The sequence below is a fragment of the Bradyrhizobium sp. i1.15.2 genome, from assembly GCF_040548425.1.
Classification (GTDB): domain Bacteria; phylum Pseudomonadota; class Alphaproteobacteria; order Rhizobiales; family Xanthobacteraceae; genus Bradyrhizobium; species Bradyrhizobium canariense.
In genome coordinates, this window is the sequence record NZ_JBEPRQ010000029.1 from 64443 (window position 1) to 90060 (window position 25618).

A 25618-nucleotide genomic window follows, 5' to 3' on the forward strand; every position below is an offset into this window, starting at 1 on the left:
ACTCCATACGCTATAGCAAATGAGCATAGGGGGCTGGCATTGTTTTCACAACGCCAGAGGATCGGCCGGCGTTATCCTAACTGCCGCACATACGGGAAAACCCCATGAGTGAAGAACACCACACCGAAGATCACGCCGACATCCGCGAAGCCGTCGCAAAGCTCTGCGCGCAGTTTCCCGGCGAATACTGGCGCAAGCTCGACCGCGAGATGGGCTACCCCAAGGCCTTCGTCGACGCGCTGACCGAGGCCGGTTATCTCTCGGTGCTGATCCCCGAGGAATATGGCGGCGCGGGCTTGAAGCTTTCAGCGGCCGCCGCGATCCTCGAAGAGATCCAGCGCGCGGGCTGCAACGGCGGCGGCTGCCACGCCCAGATGTACACGATGGGCACCGTGCTGCGGCACGGCAATGACGAGCAGAAGGCAAAATATCTGCCGAAGGTCGCGAGCGGTGAATTGCGCCTGCAGGCCTTCGGCGTCACCGAGCCGACCAGCGGCACCGACACTACCTCGCTGAAGACTTTTGCGCGCAAGGACGGCAATGCCGGCTACATCGTCAACGGCCAGAAAATCTGGACCAGCCGCGCCGAACATTCGGACCTGATGCTCCTGCTGGCGCGGACCACGCCGAAGGACCAGGTCAAGAAGCGCACCGATGGCCTTTCGGTGTTCATCGTCGACATGCGCGAGGCCAAGAACAAGGGCCTCGAGATCCGCCCGATCCGCACCATGATGAACCACGCCACCACCGAAGTGTTCTTCACCGACATGAAGGTGCCGGCGGAGAATCTGATCGGCGAGGAGGGCAAGGGCTTTCGCTACATCCTCTCCGGCATGAATGCCGAGCGCATTTTGATCGCGGCCGAATGCGTCGGCGATGCCAAATGGTTCATCGCCAAGGCCACCAACTACGCCAAGGAGCGCAGCGTTTTCGGCCGGCCGATTGGCCAGAACCAAGGCATCCAGTTTCCGATCGCCAAGGCCTACGCCGCGATGCGCGCGGCCGAACTGATGGTGAAGGAAGCGACGCGCAAATACGAAGCCGGGCTCGACTGCGGCGCGGAGGCCAACATGGCAAAAATGCTCGCGGCCGATGCGTCCTGGGAAGCGGCCAACGCCTGCGTCCAGACCCATGGCGGCTTCGGATTTGCCGAGGAGTACGACGTCGAGCGCAAATTCCGCGAGACGCGGCTCTATCAGGTGGCGCCGATCTCGACCAACCTCGTGCTGTCCTTCATCGCCGAGCACGTCCTCGGCATGCCCCGCTCGTACTGAGGCAGCCATCATGGGAGCACTTGACGGGATCAGGGTGATTGCGGTCGAGCAGGCGGTGGCGGCGCCATTCTGCTCGTCGCGGCTGGCGGATGCCGGCGCGGAAGTCATCAAGATCGAGCGGCCGGAAGGCGATTTCGCCCGCGGCTATGACGCGGCGGCCAAGGGGCAGAGCAGCTACTTTGTGTGGCTCAACCGCGGCAAGCAATCGGCCGTGGTCGATCTCGCCACCAAGGAAGGCTGCGCCGAACTGGAAAGACTGATCGCCAGCGCCGACGTGCTGATCCAGAACCTCAAGCCCGGCTCGATGGACAAGCTCGGCTTTTCGCGCGAGCGGCTGCTGAAGGATTATCCCAAACTGATCTCGTGCACGATCACCGGCTACGGCGACGACGGTCCCTACGCGCACCGCAAGGCCTATGATCTGCTGATCCAGGCCGAGAGCGGCCTTGCCTCGATCACAGGCAATCCCGACGGTGCCTCACGGGTCGGCATGTCGATCGTCGACGTCGCGACCGGCGCCACTGCGCATGCGGCAATCCTGGAGGCGCTGATCGGGCGCGGACGCACCGGCAAGGGCGCCGACATCCGCATCTCCATGTTCGACGTGATGGCGGACTGGTGCACCGTGCCGCTGCTCAACTCCGAAGCCGGCAATCCGCCCAAGCGCATGGGACTCCGCCATCCCTCGATCGCGCCCTATGGCGTGTTCACGTCCAGCGACGGCAAGGATATTCTGATCTCGATCCAGAGCGAGCGCGAGTGGAAGACGCTTTGCGCAAAAGTGCTGGAGCAGCCGGATCTGCCCGCCGATCCCCGCGTTGCCAATATGGTCGAGCGCGTGCGCCACCGCGACTTCACCGACAAGACGGTGGCGGATGCCTTCGGCAAGATGACGCGCGACGAGCTCCTGAAGCGGCTGTCCGATGCTGACATCGCCTTTGCCGAGGTCAACACAATGGCCGACCTCACCAATCATCCGCATCTGCGCCGCATCGAGGTCGACACGCCGCAGGGACGCATCAGCTATCCCGCGCCGGCGCCGATCATTGTCGGCGAGACGCGCAGCTATGGTGCGGTGCCGGGGATCGGCGAAAATCCCCAATCCAGGAAATAACAAGAGCGAGGCGTCATGACCGAGAAGCTCGACATCGACCATCTCAGGCAGTGGATCGGCCGCAGCGAAGAGGCCACCGACACCATCACCGCGCAGCTCGTCAAGGGTCTGCGCGCGACGCTGTTCCAGGAGGTCGGCGCGCCCAAGCCGGGCGACGCGGCGCCGTTCACGGTGCATTGGTGCCTGGCGCAGCCGGTGTTTCCGATGTCGATGCTCGGGCCCGACGGCCACCCCACCCGCGGCGGCTTCCTGCCGCCGGTGCCGCTGCCGCGCCGGATGTGGGCCGGCGGCGAGATCGAATTTTTGCAGCCGCTGCGCGTCGGCGACGAATCGACGCGGACATCGCGCATTGCGGACGTGCAGGTGAAATCAGGCTCGACCGGCACGTTGTGCTTCGTCTCGGTCGAGCACAGCATCTCCTCGCCGCGCGGCATCGCCATCCGCGAGCGGCAGGACATCGTTTATCGCGAGATGACGACGACGTACGCGACGGCAAAGGCCCCGCCTCCGCCGCCCAAGGCGCAGCATCGCGAGACGCATGTGTCGGATCCCGTGCTGCTGTTTCGGTATTCCGCGCTGACCTTCAACGGCCACCGCATCCATTACGACCGCGACTACGTGACCAAGGTCGAGGGCTATCCGGGCCTGATCTTCCATGGGCCGTTGCAGGCCACGTTCATCATCGAGATGGCCGCGAAGCTGCGCGGCGGCAAGCCGCCGAAGAAGTTTATCTATCGCGGGGTGCAGCCGCTGTTCGAGGGCAGCGAGCTCTCCATCAACGCCAATGAGACCGAGGCGGGCATGGAGCTGTGGACGGCAAACGCGGAGGGGCAGCCGACGATGAAGGGGACCGCGGTGTGGTGATACACTGCTGCTTCCTCCTCGTCATTGCGAGCGTAGCGAAGCAATCCAGAGTCCCTCGGCGGTAACAGTCTGGATTGCTTCGTCGCAAGGGCTCCTCGCAATGACGGTGGGGCTGATAGCCGATAAACATCAGGGAACGGAAACCATGTCCAAAAACGGCAAGAGCGGCAGCAAATCCGTCACCGTCAAGCAGGCGACACTCGACCTGCTGCGCTCCTTCGGCATCAGACGCGTCTTCGGCAACCCCGGCTCGACCGAGCTGCCGTTCCTGAGCGACTGGCCCGACGACATCGACTATGTGCTGGCGCTTCAGGAGGCCTCCGCGGTCGGCATGGCCGATGGTTACGCGCAGGCCACACGCAATGCCGGCTTCGTCAATCTGCATTCGGCCGCCGGCGTCGGCAACGCACTCGGCAACATCTATACCGCGCATCGCAACCAGACCCCGCTGGTGATCACCGCGGGCCAGCAGGCGCGCTCGATCCTCCCGTTGCAGGCGTTCCTTTATGCGGAGCGTGCGTCCGAATTCCCGCGGCCTTATGTGAAGTACAGCGTGGAGCCGGCGCGGCCCGAGGACGTGCCGGCCGCGATCGCGCGCGCCTATTACACCGCGATGCAGCCGCCATGCGGGCCCACCTTCGTATCGATCCCGGTCGACGACTGGGCGCATGCCGCAGCTCCCATCGAAGCCCGCAAGGTCAGCCGCGAGATAGCGCCCGAGGCTGACGCGATGAAGGCGCTGGTCACCGCGCTCGGTTCGGCCAAGCACCCTGCCCTCGTCGTCGGCCCCGGCGTCGATCGCGCGGGGGCGGTCGATTTGATGGTGCGCGTCGCCGAGAAGGCCAGGGCCAGCGTCTGGGTCAGCCCGTTTTCGGCGCGCTGCTCGTTCCCGGAACGCCATCCCCAGTTCGCGGGCTTCCTGCATGCCTCGCCGGCGCAATTGTCGGACGCCCTGCGCGAGCACGATCTCGTCGTCGTGATCGGCGCGCCGGTGTTCACCTTCCATGTCGAAGGCCACGCCGCGATCTTCGACGGCGGCGCGACGATCTTCCAGATCACGGACGACCCGGATGCCGCAGCGGTGACGCCGGTCGGAACCAGCATCATCGCGACGATGAAGCCGGCGCTCACAATGCTGCTCGACCTCCTGCCGGAGAGCCAGCGAGCCGCACCGAAGGGGCGAACGCTGCCACCGGCCCCGCAGGCCGCCGATCCGCTGCCGGTCGAATTCCTGCTGCATTCGCTGTCGCAGGCGATGCCGGACGGCGCGTCGCTGGTCGAGGAAATTCCCTCGCACCGGCCGGCGATGCAAAAGTTCATGCCGATGCGCGGCCAGGACAGTTTCTACACCATGGCAAGCGGCGGCCTCGGCTACTCGCTGCCGGCCGCGGTTGGCATGGCGCTCGGCAAACCAAAGAGCCGCACGGTGTGCCTGATCGGCGATGGCTCGGCGATGTATTCGATCCAGGCGCTGTGGACCGCCGCGCAGCGCAAGCTGCCGCTCACCATCGTCGTCATCAACAATTCCGGCTACGGCGCGATGCGCTCGTTCAGCCAGGTGATGCAGGTGAGGAACGTGCCGGGACTCGAACTGCCGGGGATCGATTTCGTCCGGCTCGCCGAGGGCCTGGGTTGCCATGCGGTGCGGGTGAGCAAGGCAGCCGAACTGGGCGAGGCGCTCAAGCGCGGAATGGCATTCGAAGGGACCAGCCTCGTGGAGGTCATCGTGGATTCGGCGGTGCCGGTGCTGTACGGGCAGAAGCATTAGCGGCGCACTACATTTCATGTGGTCGTCCTGGCGAAAGCCAGGACCCATTACCCCAGGGAGTAGTTTGGCGAAGACTTGTCGTTCGGTACTGCTACTACGGCAAGATCGGTAGACCTCGCGGTATGGGTCCTGGCTTTCGCCAGGACGACTCCGAAATTGTGGGCCCGCCTTCCCTACGTCCCGAAATCTTCCCGCATCCTGGCCTGGATCTTGGCCATGCCGCCGATCCAGCGGTCGTAATTCTCGGTCTTCTTGCGCATGTAGCCGAGCACCTGCGGGTGCGGCAGGATCAAGAACGTCTCCTGCTCGAGGCCCGCGAGCACGTCCTCGGCGACCTGCTCGGGCGTGAGGTCGCCGTCGCCGGATTGTGGGCCCTTGGGGATCGAACGCAGCATGTTGGTGTCGACGCCCTGCGGGCAGAGGATCGAGACGCGGATGTTGTGCGCCTTGTGCGAGATCGCGAGATTTTCGGCAAAGCCGACCGCGGCGTGCTTGGTGGTGGAATAAGCCGGGCTGCCGACCTGCGACAGCAGGCCCGCTGCCGAGATCGTGTTGAGGAAATAGCCGCCGCCTCGCGCCTTCATGCGCGGGATCAGGTGCCGCGCCGCATAGACGTGCGCCATGACGTGAATAGCCCAGCTGCGCTGCCACGGCTCATCCGAGGCGCCGCCGGCATTGACCGACATCGGATCGAAACCGCCGCCGATGCCGGCATTGGAGCAGAATAATTCGATCGGGCCGAACTGCCGCTCGGTCTCCTCGATGACGTGGGAAATATCCTTTTCCTGCGCGACATCGCATTTGAACGCGGCGCCATCCACCGTGGCAGCGACGGTCCTTGCGTTGTCCGCGTCCATGTCGGCGACGACGACCTTGGCCGCACCAGCCTTGTGAAACGCCTCGCACAGCGCCTTGCCGATGCCGTTGGCGCCGCCCGTGACGACCACGACCTTGCCGGTCACCTGCATGCGACGTCTCCTCTTGTCTTATACCGTTTTGGCTTATTCCGCTTCGCGGAGCGCTCAGCTCAACACGAGGTCGAGCACCGCGGTATAATGGCACGCCGCCCCGGCCAAGACAAAGCCGTGCCAGATCGCATTCTGGAAGCGCAGCCGCCGCCAGGCATGGAAGATCACGCCGAAGCTGTAGAGCAGTCCGCCCGCAAGGATGAAGCCCAGCACCAGCGCGGGCAGCGCCTTGACCACGGAATCGTAGAGCATGATGCCGCTCCAGCCCATGGCGAGATAGATGCCGACCGCGACGCGGTCGAACCGGCCGGGATAGAGAAGTTTCAGCACGATGCCAAGGATCGCCACACACCAGACACCGGTGAGCAACACCAGCGCGAAGCCGCTGTCCTTCACCTCCAGGATGAACGGCGTGTAGGTCGCCGCGATCAGGAGGTAGATCGCCGAATGGTCGAATCGCCGCAACAGCCATTTGGCCGGCGAGATCGGCCACAGATTATAGGTCGCCGACAACACCAGCATCGAGAGCAGGCCGGCGACGTAGATCGAGACCCCGACGATGTCGGTTGGGTCGGCATAGAGCACCGTCAGCACCACCAACACGGTCGCGGCGACGATGCCGCAGAGCACGCCGATCGCGTGGATCACGCCGTCGGCGATCAGCTCGGCGCGGTCGTAATGCCAGCCGATCGCGTCGGCGGCTGCGTGGACGGAGGAGGATGCGAGCTGTTTCAGTTGGAAGACGGTCATGGCAATCCGCAAAGTGAGACAATACCCTCTTGTATGGGTGTTTCGGGATCGGCGCGTCGTTCAAACGGCTGATTTGCCGACAAAGACGGTGGAAGTATGAAGCTTGATTTTCCTCAGGCAGTTGCCACTTTTGTGACTAGTCCTTTTTGCGTATCCGCCCCCGCCCGGGATTCCCAACGTTCATATGGCATTTAGTTTCCAGGATATGCTCGAGGAGGCGCGCCTGTCGGCTCGGGCGCTGATCGACTACGGCGAGCATTTCTTCAATCCGACGGTACGATTGGGGGTTACCGGCCTGTCGCGGGCCGGCAAGACCGTGTTCATCACCGCGCTGATCCACGGCCTCACCCGTGGCGGGCGGTTTCCGGTGTTCGAGGCCTATTCATCCGGGCGGATCGCCCGGGCGCATCTGGCGCCGCAGCCGGACGACGCGGTGCCGCGCTTTGCCTATGAGAGCCATCTGCGCGCGCTGATCGAGGAGCGGCGCTGGCCGAGCTCGACTGTCGACATCAGCGAGCTCAGGCTCGTCATCGACTACCAGCGCCAGAACGGCGCCGACCGCACGCTGACGCTCGACATCGTCGACTATCCCGGCGAGTGGCTGCTCGACCTGCCGCTGCTTCAGAAGAGTTTTGAGCAATGGTCAGCCGAAAGCCTTGCGCTGTCACGCGAGGCGCCCCGCGCGCATCTGGCCGCGGACTGGCACGCGCATCTCGCAACGCTCAAGCCCGAAGCCCGCGAGGATGAACAGGCGACGCTGACGGCCGCGAAGCTCTTCAGGGGCTATCTGCAAGGCTGCCGCGACGAGCGGTTTGCGATGAGCCTGCTGCCGCCCGGCCGCTTCCTGATGCCGGGCAATCTCGCCGACACACCGGCGCTGACCTTTGCGCCGCTCGACGTACCCGCGGGCGGTCAGGCGCCGGAGGGATCGCTATGGGCCATGATGGTGCGGCGGTATGAGGCCTACAAGGACGTCGTGGTGCGGCCATTCTTCCGTGATCATTTTGCCCGGCTCGATCGCCAGATCGTGCTGGCCGATGCGCTCGCCGCGTTCAACGCCGGCCCCGAAGCGCTGCACGATCTCGAAGCCGCACTCGCGGGCATTCTCGACTGCTTCAACATCGGCCGCAGCACGTTCCTCAGCGGCCTGTTTCGGCCGCGGATCGACCGCGTGCTGTTCGCGGCGACCAAGGCGGATCACCTGCATCATTCCAGCCATGACCGGCTCGAGGCCGTGTTGCGCCGCGCCGTCACCCGCGCGGTTGCGCGCGCGGAAACTACCGGCGCGGAGATCGACGTCGTCGCACTCGCCGCCGTCCGCGCCACGCGCGAGGCGCAGGTCGCGCATGGCCGTGACAAATTGCCGTCGATCCTGGGAACGCCGGCCGCGGGCGAAAGCGCCGGCGGCGAGTTCTTCGACGGCAACACCGAGGTCGCGGCTTTTCCGGGCGATCTGCCGCTGGATCCCGAACCCCTGTTCAACGGCACCGACGCATTCCGCGGGCTCTCGACCGCGGCCGCCGGCAAGAGCGATTTTCGCTTTCTGCGTTTCCGTCCGCCAAAGCTCGAACGCGAGGGGGCCGACCAGCCGGCGCTGCCTCACATCCGCCTCGACCATGCCTTGCAGTTCCTGATCGGAGACAAGTTGTCATGAACGACCGATCGAAGCCACGGCGGCCGGCGACGTTCCGGCTCGACGACCCCGGCGTCGTCGTCACCGAGGCCGACGAGACGACCCGGCTCGGCCGCACCACCATCCAGATCACGCCGGAGCCCGATCCGGCGAACTTGCCGGTGCCGATCGCATCGTCGCTTCCGGCGCGACGCGGCTTTCCCTGGGGCGCGCTGTTCTGGTCCGGCGTCGCCGGGCTGACTCTGCTCGGCGTCGGGCTCGGCGTCGTCCGTCTGATCGAGGATCTGTTTGCGCGCAGCGAAAGCCTCGGCTTTGTCGGACTGGCGCTTGCCTCCGTCACCGCCCTTGCGCTCGCGGTGGTGACCGGACGCGAGGCGTTCGGGCTGGCGCGGTTGGCAACGATCGAAAAGCTGCATCAGCGTGCAGCCGCTGTTCTTGCCAGCGACGACCGCAAGGAGAGCCGTATCATCGTGCAGGATCTGCTCAAGATCGCGCACCAGAACCCGCAGCTCGCGCGCGCCCGCGCCGCGCTGGAAAGCCATGCCGGCGAGATCATCGACGGCGCCGACATGATCCGGCTCGCCGAGCGCGAATTGATGTCGCCGCTGGACATTGAGGCGCGGCGGCTGGTGTCGTCAGCCGCGCAAAAGGTCTCGATCGTGACAGCGGTTTCGCCCCGCGCGCTGATCGACGTGTTGTTCGTCTTCGTGGCCTCGCTGAGATTGATCCGCCAGCTCGCTTTTCTCTACGGCGGCCGTCCCGGCGCACTCGGCATGATCCGCCTGCTCCGCCACGTCGTCGCCCATCTCGCCATCACCGGCGGCATGGCGGCGAGCGACAGCCTGGTGCAGCAGATGCTCGGCCACGGCATCGCGGCGAAGCTATCGCAGCGGCTGGGCGAAGGCATGCTGAATGGATTGCTGACGGCGCGGCTGGGCCTCGCCGCGATCGACGTCACACGGCCGCTGCCGTTCGCGGCACTGCCGCCGCCGAAGCTGTCGGATCTCGCGACGGATCTGCTGCGGAAGAAGGATGAGGAGGAGTAGCGTTCTGTTTGCCGTCCCACGCTTGCGGGGAGAAGAAAGCCAGCACGCGCCACTGGAACAGCGGCGAGTTCGTCGGCGGCGACAGCTCCGGCGTCCAGCCTGAGAGCTTCTCCAGCACGTAATTGTCCATCACGAGACCGCGCCAGCGGCGCTCGACCTGGCCGAGTTGCTCGCGCTTGGCCGGGATCGAATCCCACAGCGACGAGCGGTTGTCTGGCTCGCGCCCAACATAAATGCCGGCGTGGCCTCTGATCCGATCCATGCCGGGATCGCGAAAATCCTGGAAGCGGCCGCGCTCGTTGATTTCGATCACGGGCACACGGCCCCTGAACAGCCAGCGCATCATGGCATAGGTGCGGTAGTCCGTGGTGGCGATCCAGGTCGCGCCGGTCTCGTCCAATGCAGCCTGTGCGCGCGCGGCAACCTGCTCGTAGCCGGACTCGGCACCGATCGGATCGATCTTGCCGAGCAAATTCCAGGGCGCGGCGATGTAATAGAGGAACACGATCACGACGAAAGCGATGCCCGAGACCACGGCTGTGCTGGCCCAGAACTGCGCCGATCTGATCATCCGCGCCGATCTTCCTTCGCGCGACAGCATGGTGAGATTAATAGCGGCAGCGGCGAAACCGACCGGCCACATGAACATCGGCCAGGTGTCACCGACGCGGAGGGTCAGGGATTTCGCCAGGAAATAGAGAAACGGCACCAGCACCGCGGTCGACAGCAAAATCGCGACCGGCTCGCGCGTGCGATAGCCGCGCCACGCCGTCATCACCACCCCCGTCAGCACCACCGGCAGCATGACGAAGCCGACCAATCCGAATTGCAGGCCGATGTAGTCGCCGAAGGTGCGGAGCGAGATGCCGTAGCTGGTGGTGGCGCGCACGCCCTGGAAGCGGATCGCGGCCCAGTCGTGCTGCACGTTCCAGATCAGGACGGGCGAGAACACGGCGATTGCGATCAGGACCGCCGAATACGGATAGGGGCTGCGCAGCCAGCGCCAGCGCCAATCCGGCACCAGCAGAAAGGCGGCAACGGCCGGCGCGAACATGATCACGGTAAATTTCGACAGCATCGCCAGCCCGGCGAACAGGCCGGCCGCGAGCCACCAGCGGCCATCGCCGCCCTGCGCAAGCCGCACCAGGGACCACATCATCGCCACCGCAAACGGGATCATGGCGACGTCGGGCGCGACCTTGGCCATCAGCAGGCCGTAATAGAGCGCAGCCTCCAGCATCAGCACCGCGAGCACGACGGCGCGCATGTCCTGGGTGAGGCGGCGGACGATATCGGCGAGCAGGAGCTGCGTCACCAGCATGGCGACGATGCCGCCGAAGCGCACACCGAGCGTGGTGTCGCCGAAGATCGCGGTGCCGAACCGGATCAGCCAGGCGATGCCGGGGGGATGATCCAGGAAGCTGAGCGCCGTCTCGTGCGACCAGGTCCAGTAATAGGCCTCGTCCGTGCGCAGCTCGATGGCCGAGGCGTAGACGATGCGCAGCAGCGTCATCGCCGCGATGATCGCCGCGGCCATGACGAGCGGCCGGCGCGCCGCGCCGGCGGGGGGCTTCGTGATGTCAGGAGCTGTCGTCACGGCGGCGCTTTTCGCCAACCTGGGAGGGGGAGTCAATGTTGGGGGTGGATCGGCCTGTTGCGCTGTCGCGATCCCAGCCCCGACGCGGAAACCGTAGGGTGGGCAAAGCGCAACGTGCCCACCATAAGTGCCGATTGGTGGGCACGGCGCCAAGGCGCCTTTGCCCACCCTACGATTTCGTCACCCTACCGCGGATGTGATCCCGCAAGCTGTCCACCCCCGGAATTAAACGCGGCGCTGGCTGTTCTCCTTCATGAACTGATACAACAGAATCATGGCCGCAATCGCATCCTCACGATTTTCCGAGCTTTCCCGCGCCGTCAGCTTGCGCCAGGTGCGGCTGGTTTGCGGCGTGATCCTGTTCGCCTATGTCATCAGCCATTTCCTCAACCATGCGCTCGGCAACATCTCGGTCGATGCCATGGAGATCGGGGTCTACTACCACACGCTGTTCTGGCAGTTCCTGCCGGTTGCGATCACGTTCTACACGGCGGCGCTCACGCATATGGGGCTCGGCATCTACGCGTTGTATCAGCGCCGGCAGTTCCGCTGGCGGACGGTCGAGCCGCTGCAACTCGTGCTGGGCTTGAGCATCCCCGCGCTGGTCATGGCGCATGTGATCGGGGTGCGGCTCGGCCAGACGCTTTACGGACACCAAAAACTCTATCCGCAGGAACTCTATCTGTTCTTCGTCGCGTCGAACCGTATCTGGACCATGACGGTCCTGCTTCTCATCGCCTGGGTGCACGGCTGCATCGGCATCTATTTCTGGCTTCGCCTCAAACCGTTCTTCACGCGCGCGGCCCCCTATCTGCTCGCGGCTGCTGTGCTGATCCCGACGCTGTCGCTGCTGGGTGTCTACCAAGGTGGCCGCAGCGTCGAGGTCGAGGCCGACGACGGGGAATGGCGGACGCACAATCTCACGCGCAGCCAGGTCGGCACGACGGCCGAGGCAGCGACGCTCGACCGCATCACCGGTGGCCTCACCGCCGGTTATCTCGGACTGCTCGCTTTGGCGCTGCTGGCGCGCGGCGTGCGCGCCCTGCGCGAACGGCGCGGCGGCATGATCGCGCTGTCCTACGGCAACGGCAAGACAGTGCGGGTGCCAAAAGGCCTCTCCGTGCTGGAAGCGAGCCTGCGCCACAATGTGCCGCATGCCAGCGTCTGCGGCGGCCGCGCCCGCTGCTCGACCTGCCGCATCCGCATCATCGGCGATCATGGCGCCCTGCCCGAGCCGTCGCAGCGCGAGGCGTTCGTGCTCACCCGTGTCGGCACCAGTGACCCCTCGATCAGGCTCGCCTGCCAGCTGCGGCCGACGTCGGATCTCTCCTTCTTCCAGCTCTTCACCGCGCATACCCTGTCGGCGAACACACAGGCCTCAACGCCCGCCAGAATCGGCCAGGAGCGCTATCTCGTCAGTCTGTTCGTGGACATGCGCGGCTCGACGCAGCTGGCCGAGAAGCGGCTGCCGTTCGACACCGTGTTCATCGTCAACCGCTTTCTCGGCGCCGTCTCGCAGGCCGTGATCGAGAATGGCGGCCAGCCGAACCAATTCGTGGGCGACGGCATGCTGGCACTGTTCGGACTGAGCGCCGATCCGCAAGAGGCCTGCCGGCAGGCGCTGAAGGCCGCCGCCGGCATCGCCAGGCAAATCGACGAGCTCAACGAGCTCCTGAGCCATGATCTGCGCCAGCCGATCCGCTTCGGCATCGGCATCCACGGCGGCGAAGTCATCATCGGCGACATCGGCTATCGCGATCACATCGTCTTCACAGCGCTGGGCGATGCCGTCAACGTCGCAGCCCGCCTCCAGGACATGACCAAGACGCTGGCCTGCGAAGCGATCGTCTCAGAGGAAGTCCGCCGCACCGCCGGCCTTGCCGACGATGCGCTGCCGCAGCAGGAGGTCGCGATCCGCGGCCGCGACGAACCCATGGCCGTGCGCGTCGTCGCGGACGCCAGGGAGCTGTCGGTGCTCGTTGACCACGGCGAACGCGTCGCGGCGTGAGGCAGTTACGAAGGCGGTGCTCTCCCTCTCCCGCTTGCGGGAGAGGGTTGGGGAGAGGGTGTCTCCGCACAGGGACAATCCCCAGAGGAGAGAACCCTCACCCGCGCCTTCGGCGCGACCTCTCCCGCAAGCGGGCGAGGTGCACCGAGCCTGCGTCGAGATCGAGTTATCCAACGAAAAACATCGCGGCGTAACACCGGCTTGCTGCAACGCAACGGCATGGGCCTGCTGCGAAAGCACGAATTGACTTCAACTGAGTCGTTGCGACACATGAGCGCGAGATTGCGGTGATGACCGCGATCAACGAAAAGCTCCGGGAGGAGACCACATGTTCGATCGACGCGACCTGCTCAAAGGAGCGGGCCTTGCCGCTGCTGTGACTGCACTGAACCCGACCAAGGCGCTGGCACTCGACACCGTCACCCTGCCCTTCGCCAATGGCGAACGTCCCTTGGTAAAATATCCGCAGAAGCGGCCGATGATCGGCCTGACCAGCCGCCCGCCGCAGCTCGAGACGCCGTTCGCGGTCTTCAACGACGGCCCGATCACCCCGAATAACGCGTTCTTCGTGCGCTATCACCTTTCCGACCTGCCCTACAGTCTCGACCCCGACAAGTTCACGCTCGAGGTCAAGGGCAAGGTCGACAAGGCGCTCAAGCTGTCGCTGAAGGACATCCGGAAGATGAAGGCGACCGAGATCGTCGCCGTCAACCAGTGCTCCGGCAACAGCCGCGGCTTCCTGGATCCGCGCGTGGCCGGCGGCCAGCTTGCCAACGGCGCGATGGGCAATGCGCGCTGGCGCGGCGTGCCGCTGAAGGCGGTGCTGGCGATGGCGGGCGTGCAGAGCGGCGCCAAGCAGGTCACCTTCAACGGCATGGACGGTCCGGTCAGCGACAAGACGCCCGATTTCGTCAAGGCGCTCGATATCGATCACGCCAGCGACGGCGAGGTGATGCTGGCCTATGGCATGAACGGCGAAGACCTGCCGTTCCTCAACGGCTTTCCGCTGCGCCTGATCGTGCCCGGCTATTTCGGCACCTACTGGGTCAAGCACCTCAACGAGATCACCGTCGTCGACAATGTCTATGACGGCTTCTGGATGAAGTCGGCCTATCGCATTCCGGACACCCCGAACAATGCGGTCGAGCCGGGCACCGCGCCGAAGGCGACGATCCCGATCAACCGCTTCACGATCCGTTCCTTCATCACCAGCGTCCCCGACGGCGCCAAGCTGAAAGCAGGCGGCACGACGCTGCGCGGCATCGCCTTCGACGGCGGCAAGGGTATCAAGGAGGTCGCGGTCTCCACCGACGGTGGCAAGACCTGGACCAACGCCAAGCTCGGCAAGGACCTTGGCAAATACTCGTTCCGTGAATGGACGCTGCCGGTGAAGCTCGCGGCGGGCTCTCACGAGCTCAAGGTGCGCGCCACCGGCAATGGCGGCGAAACCCAGCCGGATACGCCGCGCTGGAATCCGGCGGGTTACTTGCGCAACGTCGTCGAAACCGTCCGCGTCACCGTGGCTTGAGGGGAATGATCATGCAGCGCACCGTTTTCCTCGCCATCACGCTCGCCCTCGCCGCCGTGGTGGGTTCGGCACTTGCGGCACCGGTCAATTACAAGACCCCCGATGAGGTCGCGGCGTTCAAGCCCGGCCCCAATCTCGAAGTCGTGCAGGGCAATTGCAGCGCCTGCCACTCCGCCGACTACATCAACACGCAGCCGCCGATGAAGGACAAGAAAGCTTTCTGGCAGGCCGAGGTGACCAAGATGATCAAGGTCTATGGCGCCCCGATCGACGATGCCGATGTCGGCAAGATCGTCGATTATCTGGCCGCGACTTATTGACGGATGGCGCGCGGCGCGCGGACCAAGTGACCGCGAAACGGGCAAATCCGGCAAAAACGCTGCGAAGTTGAGCGGAATTCGGCGAAATGCCGATGTGGTTTGAGCTACCAAGCCAGCCACATTCCGCGTATCGTATTAGGACCGAACCGGCCGGTTGGCGGGGACTGGCGGTTCGAGATCTCGGAGGAAGACCCGCGGAGAAGTCGTGATGGCTAAAGGTACGGTCAAGTGGTTCAACCCGACGAAGGGTTATGGATTTATCCAGCCTGCGTCGGGCGGCAAGGATGTGTTCGTGCATATCTCGGCAGTGCAGAAAGCCGGTCTGTCGTCCCTGAACGAAGGACAGACGGTGGAATATGAAGAGATCGCAAACCGAGGCAAAAGCTCCGCAGAGAACCTCAAAGTATAAGCCCGCCGGCTGTTGCTAACTCCCGGATCGATCCGGGAGCGGGGCCAAGAAATTTCAGAAGACGGTCAGTGCATTCGACGACAGGCGTTGCGATTGCACACGGAGAACTATTTGTCCCGCGAAGACCGCCCGTTCGACGCCACAGCAATGACAATCGCGACGGCACTTCGTTAGTCCACCGGCAACGGTGCGTCGCGCTTGATCTCTTCCATCACCGCATAGGTTCGCGTTTCGCGCACGCCGGGCATCGACAGCAAGGTCTCGCCGAGGAAGCGCCGATACGCGGTCATGTCTGCCAGCCGCGCCTTCACAAGATAGTCGAAGCCGCCGGCAACCATGTGACACTCCAGCACTTCGGGCGCGAGCTTCACCGCGCGGGCAAAACGCTCGAAATTGTCGGGCGTGGTCTTGTCGAGCAGCACTTCGACGAACACCAGGAGCCCGAGGCCGAGCCGGTGCGGGTTGAGCCGCGCGCCATAGCCCTCGATAAAGCCCTCTCGCTGCAAACGCTTCAGCCGTTCGCCGATCGAGGTGGGCGATAGCCCGATGCGTTCCGCGAGCTCGACATTGGCGATTCGCCCGTCCCGCTGCAAAATCGAGAGGATTTTCCGGTCGGTTCGATCTAATTCCATACTTTATGAGGCCAAATGGCTATGAGGCTTCATTTCCTAAGCCAAATCAGCTAAATTGTCTATCGAGCTAAGGTATTGCGGGCATTATCCTGGATTGAAGCCACAGGACACGCCATGCCGAACATTCCGCCTCTCTTCTCCGCCGCCTACGCGCCCGATGATGCCGATATCGCCGCGCGCCTTTTGCCGTCTGCGCATCTCGGCCCGCCGCAGGAGGCGAGGATCGATCGCACCGCGACACGGCTGATCGAAGCCATCCGCAAGCGCGACGACCGGCTCGGTGGAGTCGAGGACATGCTGCGGGAGTTCGCGCTCTCGACCAAGGAGGGGCTTGCTTTGATGGTGCTGGCCGAGGCGCTGCTGCGCGTGCCGGACGCGCGCACTGCCGACCAGTTCATCGAGGACAAGCTCGGCGAGGGCGACTTCATCCACCACGAGACCAAGTCCACCGCCTTCCTGGTCAACGCCTCGGCCTGGGCACTCGGCCTGTCGGCCCGGGTGATCCAGCCCGGCGAGACCCCCGACGGCACCATCGGCCGTCTCGTGAAGCGGCTGGGCGCACCCGCCGTGCGCACCGCCACGCGTCAGGCGATGCGGCTGATGGGCAATCATTTCGTGCTGGGGGAGACCATCGCGCAGGCCCTGGAGCGGGCCCGGCCGCGCTCCGGCGAGAGGGCGCGCTATTCCTTCGACATGCTCGGCGAAGGCGCTCGCACGGCCACTGATGCCAGGCGCTATTTCGACGCCTATGCCAGCGCGATTCTGACCATCGGCAAGGCGGCCGGCAACCATCCCCTGCCCGACCGGCCCGGTATCTCCGTCAAGCTCTCGGCGCTGCATCCGCGCTTCGAAGCGATCAGCCGCGACCGCGTGATGGCTGAGCTGGTGCCGCAACTGCTGGACCTGGCGCAGCGCGCCAAGGCCCATGACCTCAATTTCACCGTCGATGCCGAGGAAGCCGACCGGCTGGAATTGTCGCTCGACGTGATCGCGGCAACGCTCGCCGATCCCTCGCTTGCGGGTTGGGACGGATTTGGCCTTGCGATCCAGGCCTATCAGAAGCGCGCCGGCGACGTGATCGACTATGTCGACGCGCTCGCCCGCGCGCATGACCGCAAGCTGATGGTGCGGCTGGTCAAGGGCGCCTATTGGGACACCGAGATCAAGCGCGCGCAGGAGCGCGGGCTCGACGGCTATCCCGTGTTCACGCGCAAGGCGATGACGGATCTGAACTACGTCGCCTGTGCTCAAAAGCTGTTGAGCCTGCGGCCGCGCATCTTCCCGCAATTCGCCACCCACAACGCGCTGAGCGTCGCGACGGTGCTGGAGCTTGCCGGCGCCAACGGCGGCTTCGAATTCCAACGCCTGCATGGCATGGGCGAGGCACTCTACGAGCAGCTCGCCAAGGACCGCCCCGAGATCGCCTACCGCACCTACGCCCCGGTCGGCAGCCATCGCGACCTGCTCGCTTATCTGGTGCGGCGACTGTTGGAGAACGGTGCCAACTCCTCCTTCGTGGCGCAGGCGGCTGACTACCGCGTGCCTGTTACGGCGCTGTTGCAACGTCCGGCGGATGCCATCGTCCGGCCGCAGCAGGCGGCCCATCCGAAAATTCCGCTGCCACGCGATCTGTTCGCGCCGGAGCGGCGGAATTCGCGCGGCGTCGAATTCGGCGCGCGCGCCGCGCTCGACCGGTTGCTGACGGATGTCAAAGCCGAGACGATCGACCTCAAGCCGATCGCGAACGCAACGCCGGATCAGGCCAATGCGGCAGTGGCTGCAGCGCGCGCCGGCTTTGCCGCCTGGAGCCGGACACCCGCAGCCACGCGCGCGGCGGCGCTGGAGCAGGCCGCGCATCTTCTGGAGAACCGCGCGCCCCATTTCATCGCGCTGCTGCAACGCGAGGGCGGCAAGACGCTCGACGATGCGCTGTCGGAGCTGCGCGAGGCCGCCGATTTCTGCCGCTATTACGCCGCGCAGGGCCGCAAGCTGTTCGGCAACGATGTGGCGATGCCGGGGCCGACCGGCGAGAGCAACGCGCTGGCCATGCGCGGCCGTGGCGTCTTCGTGGCGATCTCGCCATGGAATTTTCCGTTGGCGATCTTCCTCGGCCAGGTCACGGCGGCGCTGATGGCCGGCAACAGCGTGGTGGCCAAGCCCGCAGAGCAGACCCCGCGCATTGCGGTCGAGGCGGTGCGGCTGCTGCACGAGGCCGGCATCCCCGCAAGCGCGCTGCATCTCGTCGCCGGCGACGGCCGCGTCGGCGCCGCGCTGACGGCGCACCCCGGTATCGCCGGAATCGTCTTCACCGGCTCGACCGAGGTCGCGCGCAGCATCAATCGGGCGCTGGCGGCCAAGGACGGGCCGATCGTGCCGCTGATCGCGGAGACCGGCGGCATCAACACCATGATCGCGGATGCGACTGCGTTGCCCGAGCAGGTCGCAGACGATGTCGTCACCTCGGCGTTTCGTTCCGCCGGCCAGCGCTGCTCGGCGCTGCGGCTGCTGTTCGTGCAGGAGGACGTCGCCGACCGCATGATCGAGATGATCGCGGGCGCGGCGCGCGAGTTGAAGATCGGTGACGCGAGCGACGTCGCGACCCATATCGGTCCGGTGATCGATAGCGAGGCCAAGCAGCGCCTCGATGCACATATCGCACGGATGAAGAGAGAGGCACGGCTGCACTTTGCCGGCACCGCGCCGGAGGGCTGCTTCGTGGCGCCGCATATTTTCGAGCTTGGCGATGCCGGCCAGCTGACCTCGGAGGTGTTCGGCCCGATCCTCCACGTTGCGCGCTATCGTGCGGAACATCTCGAACGCGTCCTGCAAGCCATCGAGCGCACCGGCTACGGTCTGACGCTCGGCATCCATTCCCGCATCGACGACACCATCGAGGCGATCGTCGACCGCGTCCAGATCGGCAACATCTACGTCAATCGCAACATGATCGGCGCTGTCGTCGGCGTGCAGCCGTTCGGCGGCAACGGCCTGTCCGGAACCGGCCCGAAAGCCGGCGGCCCGCACTACCTCGCGCGCTTTGCGACCGAGCAGACCGTGACGATCAACACCGCAGCAGCCGGCGGCAACGCTGCCCTGCTCGCAGGGGATGAGTGAGCCGCGGCGAGGAGCGTTGCATCCCGCCGAAACATCGGTCTAATGCTGCCCCTGACGTGGCCCTCGCCAATTCCAGCGCGCGGGAAACAACACGAGCGAGGGAGCAACGCGGCGATGGAAAATGGCATTTTTGCAGGGCTCAAGGTGCTGGATTGCGCGAGCTTCATCGCAGCACCAGCCGCCGCGACCGTGCTGTCGGATTTCGGCGCCGATGTGGTCAAGATCGAACCGCCCGGCGCAGGCGATCCCTACCGCAACCTGCCCAACATTCCGGGATATCCGACCAGTGAGCACAATTTCGCCTGGCTGCTGGAGGCCCGCAACAAGAAGAGCATCGCGCTCGACCTCGCCAAGCCGGAAGCGCAGGCCGTGCTCTACAAGCTGGTGGAAGAGGCCGACGTCTTCATCACCAACATGCCGCCGCCGGTGCGCGCCAAGCTCGGCATCACCTATGACCACCTCGCCCATCTCAACGACCGGCTGATCTACGCCTCCTTCACCGGCTATGGCGAAAAGGGCGAAGAGGCCAACAAGCCCGGCTTCGACAGCAACGCCTATTGGGCCCGCTCCGGCCTGATGGACCTCGTCCGCGCCGACACCGACACGACACCGGCCCGCTCGGTCGCCGGCATGGGCGACCATCCCTGCGCCATGGCGTTCTACGGCGCCATCGTCACCGCGCTGTACCAGCGCGAGAAGACCGGCAAGGGCTCGCATGTCGCCTCCAATTTGATGGCGAACGGCGTGTGGGCTGCCAGCGTGCTGGCGCAGGCAAAGCTCTGCGGCGCCAAGTTTGCCGAGCGGCGGCCGCGCGAACGCGCGTTGAACGCGGTCGCCAACCACTACCAGTGCAAGGATGGCCGCTGGCTGATCCTGTCGCTGCTGAGCGAGGAGAAGCAGTTTCCGACGCTGGCCAGGTGTCTTGGCCGCGAAGACCTCATCACCGATCCGCGTTTCGCCACCAAACCCGACCGCCACGCCCGCTCCGTCGAGCTGATCAAGATCTTCGACGAGACCTTTGCAACCAGGGATCTCGCGGAATGGCGCAAGATCCTCGACGGCAACGGACTCGTGTTCGGCATCGTCGGTATTTTGGACGACATCCCGAACGACAAGCAGATGCTCGACAACGACGTTCTGGTGCCGTTCGAGAACGACACCATGCTCACCATTTCCAGCCCGATCTGGATCGACGGCGCCAAGAAAGTGCAGCCGCGCAAGCCCCCCGGCGTCGGCGAGCACAGTGACGAGATTTTGCGTGGCGCGGGATACGACGAGGCGGCGATCAAGCGGCTGCGGTCGCAGGGGGCGGTGGGGTAAGGCGATACGCTGCCATAACCCCGTCATTGCGAGCGCAGCAAAGCAATCCAGAATCCCGCCGCGGATGCATTGCTGGATTGCTTCGCTACGCTCGCAATGACGACGTCGGGAGATCGCGGTATAACAATTGGCAAAGCAATCGCGAGGTCCCATGCCCAGCTACCGCCTGCACTACTTCCCCGAATCCGGCAACAGCTACAAGCTGGCGCTGATGCTGACGCTTTGCGGCGAGGGGTTCGAGCCGGTCTGGACCGACTTTGGCGGCGGCGTCACGCGCACGCCGGAATGGCGCAAGAGCGTGAACGAGATGGGCGAAATTCCTGTGCTCGAGGTCGACGGTGTGAAGATGACGCAGACTGCGCCCCTCCTGCTCAAGCTTGCCGAGCAGTACGGGCGTTTCGGTGCCGAGACCGAGGAGGAAAAGTTCGAGCTGCTGCGCTGGCTGTTCTGGGACAACCACAAGCTCACCGGCTACATGGCGACCTATCGCTTCATGCGCGCCTTCACGCAAAGCAACGATCCGCAGGTGCTGAAACATTTTCGCAGGCGGCTCGAGGATTTTCTCGGCATTCTCGACGGCCATCTCCAGCGCAATGAATTTGCGATCGGCATCAGGCCGACCGTCGCCGATATCTCGATGATGGCCTATCTGCACTATCCGAGCGACGAGCACGGCTTCGATTTCGCGGAAAGCTATCCCGCCATCCAGGCCTGGCTTGGCCGCATGGCCGCACTGCCCGGGTGGAAGCCGGCCTACGAGCTGCTGCCCGGCAAGCGCATGACGAACTACGCGAAGTGAGTGCGCCGACTACTTCAGCGCGAGCCAGCCGAGCGTGAACAGGATTCCGCCGATGATGACGACGACCGCGACGGCCCAGGTGCTGACGCGGATGCTGCCGGTGACCTGCTTGGCCTCTTCATTCTGCGCAATCTCGCGATTGCGCTCTTTGTTGGCTTCGCTGGAGTCCGTCATAGGGTCATCCAAACCGGTTCGAGACAGCCTAACGCGTCTTGATGAAGCACATGCCGATGCGGCGCGAGGCCGCGGCAGCCTGACAGGTCAGCCCTTTAGCACAGCTCCATGACGTAAAACTCTTGTCGGCCGATCCCGATCCTGCATTTTCCAGGGAACAATGCGCGCCCCAGCCGTCCTGATATTCGGTCCCCGCCAGCTCAGTGCTGCCGCGGGTCTGCGGCCGGCTGGCAAATCCGCGTGAGAAATCAGGACGTTTGCCCGCGGCCATCGCGGTCAGGATGTCGCGGCGGCGGATCTGGTCGCCAAGAAAATGCGGCGAGGCCGGCACGATGGTCGCATTGGACGGCTTGTCCGTAAGCCAATCGACGCCCGGGAAATGAAAGCCGCCGATGCCGCGGGTCTGGTGGCAGCCGGCACAGGTGACGTCGTTGAGGCGGCGCTGGAAGCCCGCGACCGAGCGGACGTTCTGCATGTCGCCGCGCGCGGCCGCTTGCTTCAACGCACCGACCACGTCGTTGTCGGAGAAGACCGGCTCGCCTTGCCCCTCTCCGTTGCCCTCCCCCTGCATCATCCCGAACTCCGGCTGCAAAGGAGAAGCATCGAGGCCGGCTGGCGTCGGCACGATTGCAGCCTTGGCCAGGAATTTCTCCGGGATCAGCACCGTGCCGCGATCGAAATCGCGAAGATGATCGGGCGCGAGCAGCCAATCCCTGAAGTCGCGCCGGAGCGCGTCGTCCGTGAGGATGCGGTCACGGTCGATCTGGTTCTCCAGCGTCGATTCCTCGAACATCTTCGAGACGGCGTCGTACTTGAACACCTTGAGCAGATAGTCGGAGCGGAAATCGTGCAGCGCCGATTTCGCCGCAACCGAGATCTGAACATTGGTCTCGATGCGATCGAGCATCGCATCGTAAGGGAAGAAGTCGCTGCCGATCAGCCCCTGCCAGTCGCCATTGCCGAGCCAGCGTCGCGCGACCTCGGCGCAGGTGATCGGCTTGCCGTTCCCGTCCATCTGGCGCGCGTCGCGCGCCTTCATCACCAGATTGAGCGTCATCGGCAGCCGCGTGGCTGTCCTGCCGCCATCCGGTTTTGTCTCGAAACGCGCGAGACGATAGATCAGCCTGATCTCGCCGCAGGAGTCCTCCGAGACATAGGCCCGGTCCATGCGGTTGACGATGCCGGCCAGCACGAAACGGGTGTCGCGGGATTTCAGATTGGCGCGATCGAACAATTGCACGTCGAAGCCCTCGCCGACGCCGATGGTCTCGGTCGGATATGCCGCCTTCTGCCGCGCGATGTAGCGGTCGATCTCCGTGTCGATTGCGGGGCGAATTTCCTTGAGCTGCGACAACCACGAAAACATCAGATCGGTCGTCAGCGGAAAGTTCGCGTTCCGCTCCGGCCACAACAGGCGCGAGATGGTGAGCGCATCGTGCTGGTCGAGCTCGCGCAGGAGATCGGGATCGGTGATCGCCGTGCCGCGCGCCAGTTGCGCGTTCTCCGCGGCCAACAACGACACGATGCCGCCGAAAAATACGGCGGCGGCAACGAGAATTCGCAAGGCGCGGCTCATGCCTCAGGTAACACCGCGCAGGGACGGCTATTCAAGCAAAAAGGCGCTTCACATCGTGGTGAAGCGCCTCTTCGAAAGTCGGATGATGAGCCGCTCAGCGCGCGACGATCAGCCCTTTGCTGGTGACGACCACCCAGCGGCCGTCCTGACGGCGGATCGCATCGACACGGCCGACGCCGGGGATGGGGTCGCCGGCATAGACCTCGTAGAGGCCATTGCGACCCTCGACCAGTGCGCCGCCGTTGGAGACGTCGCGCAGCACCCAGCCTTCGACCGTCGGCAGCCGGCCGATTTCGGTCTTGGGTGCGGCGGGAACTGGCGCAGCTGCCGCGGTCGCAACCTGCGCCGGTGCGATCGAGCCGGTGGTCTCACGGGCCGGCACGGCGGCTGCGGCCTGGGCGGGCGCCGCGGGCGGGGTGGCGCGGAGCTTGTCGACGGTCTCGGACAGTTTCGCGATTTTGGCCATCGGCTCGGCCTGCGCCTTCTCGAGCTTGTCGAGGCGGTCGTTGGTGCGGTTGAACTGGCCGAGGCCGGTCTTGGACGTGTGCTCGACGTTGGCCTTGAGCGCGACGACATCGGCATCGATCCGGGCGACCGAGGATTCCAGCGCGCTGGTGTCGGCAACCTGTGCCGGCGCGGGGCTTGCGAAGTGCATCATCCCTGCGGTCGCGAGCGCGCCGCTGATGGCGCCGACACTGGCCGCAATCGCCACCACCGCGGCCATCGCCGACAGGCGGCGCTTGCCGGCGGTCTCGCGCGGCTCGTCTGCTTTCACATGCGGCGCGAACTCCTCGCGGTCCCAGGACCGCTCCGCGGGTGCCATGACGATGAGCTTGCCGGGCTTTGGCTCGGACTTGGTTTCAGGCTTGGTCTCGGCTTTGGCTTCGAACTTCGGCGTCTCGATCCTCGATGCCTCGATTTTTGGGGGCTCGACCTTGGCCAGGTCGGGTTTGGGCGGCGTCTCGTGGTCGGGGGCAATCGAGGGGGCCTCGATGCCGGCAGCAGCCTCGATGGCCTGCGGCACGGTCGCTGCGGCTTCGACGACGCCAGTATCCTGGGCGGCCTGCTCGGGCATTGGTTCGCTCACGGCTCAAATACTCCAGTCTCGGTTGACCTTTTGGTAACTTTCATTGCTTGCGAATTCCTTACCTGCGGACCCGCTTACCAAAATTTTAGGAATTCATCCGGGGCCGAATTGGGCCGGGAAAGTGGAACCGATGTGGCGCTGTGCAACAAATTGTCAGCCGATGCTGCCCTGCGGTAGGCCACGCTCTCGCCGAACAGGCTGTTGCCCGCCCCTGTTACCCCGCTAACATGACTGCCTGTCAGCCAGAACGGCTGCAGTAGGCCCTTGGGGGGTGTCATGACGATCGAGAAGTGCATCAACGAGTTTGGCGTCGATGACATCATCTTCGAGGAGGGCTCGACCGGCCGCGAGCTGTACGTTGTCCTCGACGGGGAGGTCGAGATCGCCAAATTCAGCGGCGCCAGCAAGACCAGCATCATCAAACTCGGCAAGGGCGAATTCTTCGGCGAGATGGCCGTGATCGACGGCTCCGCACGTTCGGCGACCGCGATCGCGGCGGCGCCGAACACCAAGGTGATGAGGGTCAACCACGCCCGCTTCGTCTATCTCGTCAGCCAGCAGCCGGCGTTTGCGCTGATGGTGATGGACGCGCTGTCGAAGCGCCTGCGCGCCGCCAACGCGGTCAGCTACCGGGCGGCCCAATCATGAGCGACGGCAAGCCGACGGCCTTTCCGGTCCTGATGAAGAACGACACCTGCTCGCTGATCCAGGCGGCGGACGACGTCTACCAGATCCGTTTCTCCAATCGCGCCGCCAACGTCTATCTCGTGCGCGGCTCGGCGCGAACCATCCTGATCGATACCGGGCTATCCTCGAACTATGCGGCGATGGTCGAATGCCTGAACTTCGTCGGCTGCCCGCCGGAGAAGATCGACATGGTGGTGCTCAGCCACGAGCATCTCGACCACATCGGCGCAGCCTGGCACTTCAACGAGCGCCGCACCTTCGTCGCCGCCCATCGCCTCGCCGCCAACAAGATCATGCTGCGCGACGACTTCTCGATGCTGCGAAAGATGTTCAACGAGCCGAACGTGCCTGTTAATATCGACATCTGGCTCGAGGAAGGCAATCTGATCGACCTCGGCAATTTCCGTCTCAACGTGATGCACACGCCGGGACACACCTCGGCCTGCATCACGCTGTTCGATCAGGACAAGGGGCTATTGTTCGCCGCCGATACGCTCATGCCCGGCGGCGTGATGGGCGGCGTGTTCGGCTCCGGCAGCATCGCCGACTACATCGAGTCGCTGGAGCGGCTGAAGGGATTGAACGCGAGGATCCTGCTGTCCGGGCACGGGCGGCTGTCGGACGCGCCACAGGAAGACGTGCGTATCGCCATTGCGCGGTCGCACGGCTTGCTGGAGGACACCGCACAATTGTTCGAAGCGCTGGATGCGCGCTCGAACTTCGAGCCGATCATGCAGTCGGTGCGGGATCTGAACAAGCTGGACGATTAAGGGACGTGCGGCTGCGTGTGCCTCTTTGCGAAAGAAGCACGGCGCTTCAACATCGTCATTGCGAGCACAGCGAAGCAATCCAGAGTTGATCTTCCCCCAAAAAAGTGGACATGGATCAAGCCGATTTTAGCTCCATCTCGACCGGGCTGATATAGCCGATGGCCGAGTGTCTTCGGGTCT

The 25618-nt window shown here is 64.7% G+C and carries 22 protein-coding genes; 15 read left to right on the plus strand and 7 right to left on the minus strand.

What is annotated here, in order from left to right; translation table 11 throughout:
• Positions 1-104 precede the first annotated feature (104 nt).
• The 4 genes from ABIB80_RS33105 (at position 105) to mdlC (ending at position 5020) form a co-directional block, all read left to right on the plus strand.
• Positions 105-1274 (plus strand): acyl-CoA dehydrogenase family protein, encoded by a 1170-nt coding sequence (locus tag ABIB80_RS33105; protein ID WP_007596500.1) that lies wholly within the window; start codon positions 105-107, stop codon positions 1272-1274.
• 10 nt (positions 1275-1284) lie between these two features.
• Positions 1285-2388 carry a CaiB/BaiF CoA transferase family protein gene (locus ABIB80_RS33110; protein ID WP_007596501.1) on the plus strand — a complete coding sequence of 368 codons (1104 nt, stop codon included), beginning with the start codon at positions 1285-1287 and terminating at the stop codon, positions 2386-2388.
• 15 nt (positions 2389-2403) lie between these two features.
• Positions 2404-3252: an HTD2 family dehydratase gene (locus ABIB80_RS33115; RefSeq protein WP_007596502.1), complete on the plus strand. Its 849-nt coding sequence runs from the start codon at positions 2404-2406 to the stop codon at positions 3250-3252.
• A gap of 145 nt (positions 3253-3397) precedes the next feature.
• Positions 3398-5020 (plus strand): benzoylformate decarboxylase, encoded by a 1623-nt coding sequence (gene mdlC / locus ABIB80_RS33120; protein WP_035995260.1) that lies wholly within the window; start codon positions 3398-3400, stop codon positions 5018-5020.
• A gap of 173 nt (positions 5021-5193) precedes the next feature.
• Here mdlC and ABIB80_RS33125 read toward each other — a convergent pair whose 3' ends face one another.
• Both ABIB80_RS33125 and trhA read right to left on the minus strand, forming a co-directional pair.
• Positions 5194-5988: an SDR family oxidoreductase gene (locus tag ABIB80_RS33125; protein WP_007596504.1), complete on the minus strand. Its 795-nt coding sequence runs from the start codon at positions 5986-5988 to the stop codon at positions 5194-5196.
• 54 nt (positions 5989-6042) lie between these two features.
• Complete coding sequence (trhA, locus tag ABIB80_RS33130; RefSeq protein WP_007596505.1) at positions 6043-6738, minus strand: PAQR family membrane homeostasis protein TrhA; 696 nt, start codon at positions 6736-6738, stop codon at positions 6043-6045.
• A gap of 184 nt (positions 6739-6922) precedes the next feature.
• Between trhA and ABIB80_RS33135 the strand changes: the two genes are divergently transcribed.
• Together ABIB80_RS33135 and ABIB80_RS33140 are read left to right on the plus strand one after the other, a co-directional pair.
• Positions 6923-8392, plus strand: a complete 1470-nt coding sequence (locus ABIB80_RS33135) for a YcjX family GTP-binding protein (RefSeq protein ID WP_007596506.1) — start codon at positions 6923-6925, stop codon at positions 8390-8392.
• Positions 8389-9417 carry a YcjF family protein gene (locus ABIB80_RS33140; protein WP_007596507.1) on the plus strand — a complete coding sequence of 343 codons (1029 nt, stop codon included), beginning with the start codon at positions 8389-8391 and terminating at the stop codon, positions 9415-9417. The genes ABIB80_RS33135 and ABIB80_RS33140 overlap by 4 nt, the downstream gene beginning before the upstream one ends.
• Here the strand turns inward: ABIB80_RS33140 and ABIB80_RS33145 are convergent.
• Positions 9326-10954 carry a glycosyltransferase family 39 protein gene (locus ABIB80_RS33145; protein WP_007596509.1) on the minus strand — a complete coding sequence of 543 codons (1629 nt, stop codon included), beginning with the start codon at positions 10952-10954 and terminating at the stop codon, positions 9326-9328. The genes ABIB80_RS33140 and ABIB80_RS33145 overlap by 92 nt on opposite strands.
• A gap of 334 nt (positions 10955-11288) precedes the next feature.
• On the opposite strand from ABIB80_RS33145, the gene ABIB80_RS33150 reads away from it, so the two are divergent.
• From ABIB80_RS33150 to ABIB80_RS33165, 4 genes are all read left to right on the plus strand, one after another.
• Positions 11289-13022, plus strand: coding sequence for an adenylate/guanylate cyclase domain-containing protein (locus tag ABIB80_RS33150; protein ID WP_354129010.1), 1734 nt, complete (start codon positions 11289-11291; stop codon positions 13020-13022).
• Positions 13023-13350: 328 nt separating this feature from the next.
• Positions 13351-14550: a SorA family sulfite dehydrogenase catalytic subunit gene (gene sorA / locus ABIB80_RS33155; protein ID WP_007596517.1), complete on the plus strand. Its 1200-nt coding sequence runs from the start codon at positions 13351-13353 to the stop codon at positions 14548-14550.
• Between the two features lie 11 nt (positions 14551-14561).
• Positions 14562-14870 carry a SorB family sulfite dehydrogenase c-type cytochrome subunit gene (sorB, locus tag ABIB80_RS33160; RefSeq protein ID WP_007596518.1) on the plus strand — a complete coding sequence of 103 codons (309 nt, stop codon included), beginning with the start codon at positions 14562-14564 and terminating at the stop codon, positions 14868-14870.
• A gap of 208 nt (positions 14871-15078) precedes the next feature.
• Positions 15079-15279 (plus strand): cold-shock protein, encoded by a 201-nt coding sequence (locus tag ABIB80_RS33165; protein ID WP_007596519.1) that lies wholly within the window; start codon positions 15079-15081, stop codon positions 15277-15279.
• A 170-nt stretch (positions 15280-15449) separates the two neighbouring features.
• Here the strand turns inward: ABIB80_RS33165 and ABIB80_RS33170 are convergent, their stop codons facing one another.
• On the minus strand, positions 15450-15911 hold the full coding sequence (locus tag ABIB80_RS33170; protein ID WP_354129011.1) for an Lrp/AsnC ligand binding domain-containing protein: 462 nt from the start codon (positions 15909-15911) through the stop codon (positions 15450-15452).
• Between the two features lie 114 nt (positions 15912-16025).
• Between ABIB80_RS33170 and putA the strand changes: the two genes are divergently transcribed.
• From putA to ABIB80_RS33185, 3 genes are all read left to right on the plus strand, one after another.
• Positions 16026-19025: a bifunctional proline dehydrogenase/L-glutamate gamma-semialdehyde dehydrogenase PutA gene (gene putA, locus ABIB80_RS33175; protein ID WP_007596522.1), complete on the plus strand. Its 3000-nt coding sequence runs from the start codon at positions 16026-16028 to the stop codon at positions 19023-19025.
• A 114-nt stretch (positions 19026-19139) separates the two neighbouring features.
• Positions 19140-20345 (plus strand): CaiB/BaiF CoA transferase family protein, encoded by a 1206-nt coding sequence (locus ABIB80_RS33180; RefSeq protein WP_007596524.1) that lies wholly within the window; start codon positions 19140-19142, stop codon positions 20343-20345.
• Between the two features lie 151 nt (positions 20346-20496).
• Positions 20497-21144 (plus strand): glutathione S-transferase family protein, encoded by a 648-nt coding sequence (locus ABIB80_RS33185; protein ID WP_007596526.1) that lies wholly within the window; start codon positions 20497-20499, stop codon positions 21142-21144.
• A 9-nt stretch (positions 21145-21153) separates the two neighbouring features.
• On the opposite strand, the gene ABIB80_RS33190 is transcribed toward ABIB80_RS33185, so the two are convergent.
• From ABIB80_RS33190 to ABIB80_RS33200, 3 genes are all read right to left on the minus strand, one after another.
• On the minus strand, positions 21154-21318 hold the full coding sequence (locus tag ABIB80_RS33190; protein WP_007596528.1) for a hypothetical protein: 165 nt from the start codon (positions 21316-21318) through the stop codon (positions 21154-21156).
• A gap of 28 nt (positions 21319-21346) precedes the next feature.
• The gene (locus tag ABIB80_RS33195; RefSeq protein ID WP_007596529.1) at positions 21347-22894 is read right to left on the minus strand and encodes a hypothetical protein; all 1548 of its coding nucleotides are present in this window, start codon (positions 22892-22894) and stop codon (positions 21347-21349) included.
• A gap of 94 nt (positions 22895-22988) precedes the next feature.
• On the minus strand, positions 22989-23969 hold the full coding sequence (locus ABIB80_RS33200) for a hypothetical protein (protein WP_007596530.1): 981 nt from the start codon (positions 23967-23969) through the stop codon (positions 22989-22991).
• 288 nt (positions 23970-24257) lie between these two features.
• Between ABIB80_RS33200 and ABIB80_RS33205 the strand changes: the two genes are divergently transcribed.
• Positions 24258-24629 (plus strand): Crp/Fnr family transcriptional regulator, encoded by a 372-nt coding sequence (locus tag ABIB80_RS33205; protein ID WP_027520234.1) that lies wholly within the window; start codon positions 24258-24260, stop codon positions 24627-24629.
• A complete protein-coding gene (locus ABIB80_RS33210; protein ID WP_007596531.1) occupies positions 24626-25438 on the plus strand; it encodes an MBL fold metallo-hydrolase in 813 nt (270 codons plus the stop codon). Before ABIB80_RS33205 ends, ABIB80_RS33210 begins: the two co-directional genes overlap by 4 nt.
• The last annotated feature ends 180 nt before the right edge of the window (positions 25439-25618 follow it).